The following is a 1,524-nucleotide window of genomic DNA, read 5'->3' as shown; positions in this document are numbered from 1 at the left end:
GAATCATTCCCGTAGTTAATATTGTTGTCCAATTTGTTATAGTCCAAAGGGAGATAATAATGACTTTCCTTGTCTTAACAATTGGTCAACAATATTCACTGATGCCCTTTCTTCCAATTAAATGCAAAAAAGGGCGAAATAACCCCTTGTTTATGTGGTGATTTTTTTGAACCAGTTAAACTACCCAGCTCGCAAGGTGAGTCCTTGTCCCTGACTTGGCTTTCCTTAAGGCAAAGCCGAGCATAACTAAAAAGCTCATGGCAACAGCTAAACTCATCTTCTTTAACCCTCGAATAGTATGGGTCTCAAACCTAAAGTCTCTGTCTAATCGTCCATTCACTCGCTCCACAGCTATTCGCTTCCTGTATAGCCTCTTGAACTTCTTACTATCTCGCGCTACTTGATTAAAGATAATCGGTTCAACACATCGTTTTAAACGAAAAATACAGTTATCTTGATACTTAGGGTGAAAACCATATCGTAAACTATCACTAGAAGAATCATAGCCCTTGTACATGAGCTGAATCGCTTGGCCTCTATCATCTACCCAAAACACTTCTCCTGATTGGTTATAAATCAAATCGGTATCCAAATATTGCCTAGTGCCATTCTCTTTCCACTTATGTGGGTTATCAATGATTGTGACGATATGAGCCTCCTCCAAAAGAGCTTGAAGAGGGCTGCCACTGTAGCCTTTGTCTGCCATTAGGTACTTCCCTTTTTCAAGCGTCATTGGACTGAGGTTCCTGATGAGCTCTTTCGCAACCGTTGGTTCCCCTTTTGAGGCTGGTGTTACTCTCCAAGCCACAGGTAATTCATAGGTCGTATCAACGATAAGATGACAACGATAGCCATAATGGTTTTCTTTAGTTACCATCCCATTTTTATGAGGGCACTGTTTGATTCCACTATCGGCATCTAAATCGGCACGCTTATCTTTCTTTTTCTTATATTTACCATAAGGACTAGCATAGCTATCTATGAATTTACCATCTAAGGCCAAGTTAACACCGAAATTAGGAAGAAGGTCATATAGTTCAGATATGCCAGATAATACCCAGTCCTCAATATCAGGGCAGACCTCTTCCAAGTCCTGGATGAAACGGGAATAAGCAGATTTAGAGGGGGCATGGACTAGTTTTATCGTCCCATTTTTCAATTTAACCCCGTGGGTTTCAAAGCCACAGATTTGACGTAGTTGACTATTCATATTAAGCTGACGAATCAACTGTTGATCGGTTTCCAATTGAAGAACTATTTTAGCAATATAGGCAATGAAATAGGACTGGATGGTGTAATCTTTTCGACCATGTTTTCGTTTGGCTTCTAACTTGTCAAAGAAATCCGTTTCTGGAAGACCATCTAATACCATCAAAATTTTTTCCAAATCACCCAGTTCCTGATCTTCAAAAAGGTTAAGCTGTGTTATAATTTTCATAGTGAGACCTCGTTAATAGAGATTTTTGCTTAAAACTATTATAACGCTTTGACGTTTCATTGAGGCTCACAAAAGGGAAAAATCGC

At 39.4% G+C, this 1,524-nt stretch carries 1 protein-coding gene; it reads right to left on the bottom strand.

What is annotated here, in order from left to right:
- Positions 1–175: 175 nt before the first annotated feature.
- Positions 176–1,438: a transposase gene (locus GWD08_RS08600; protein WP_159565249.1), complete on the bottom strand. Its 1,263-nt coding sequence runs from the start codon at positions 1,436–1,438 to the stop codon at positions 176–178.
- Positions 1,439–1,524 lie beyond the last annotated feature (86 nt).

Origin of the sequence: Streptococcus halichoeri, assembly GCF_009870755.1 — a bacterium.
Lineage (GTDB): Bacteria > Bacillota > Bacilli > Lactobacillales > Streptococcaceae > Streptococcus > Streptococcus halichoeri.
This window is presented reverse-complemented; position numbering and strand designations above follow the sequence as displayed.

What these genes read in the sequence shown, in the direction of transcription:
- GWD08_RS08600 (WP_159565249.1), bottom strand. Translation starts at nt 1,438, where the DNA reads ATGAAAATTATAACACAGCTTAACCTTTTTGAAGATCAGGAACTGGGT.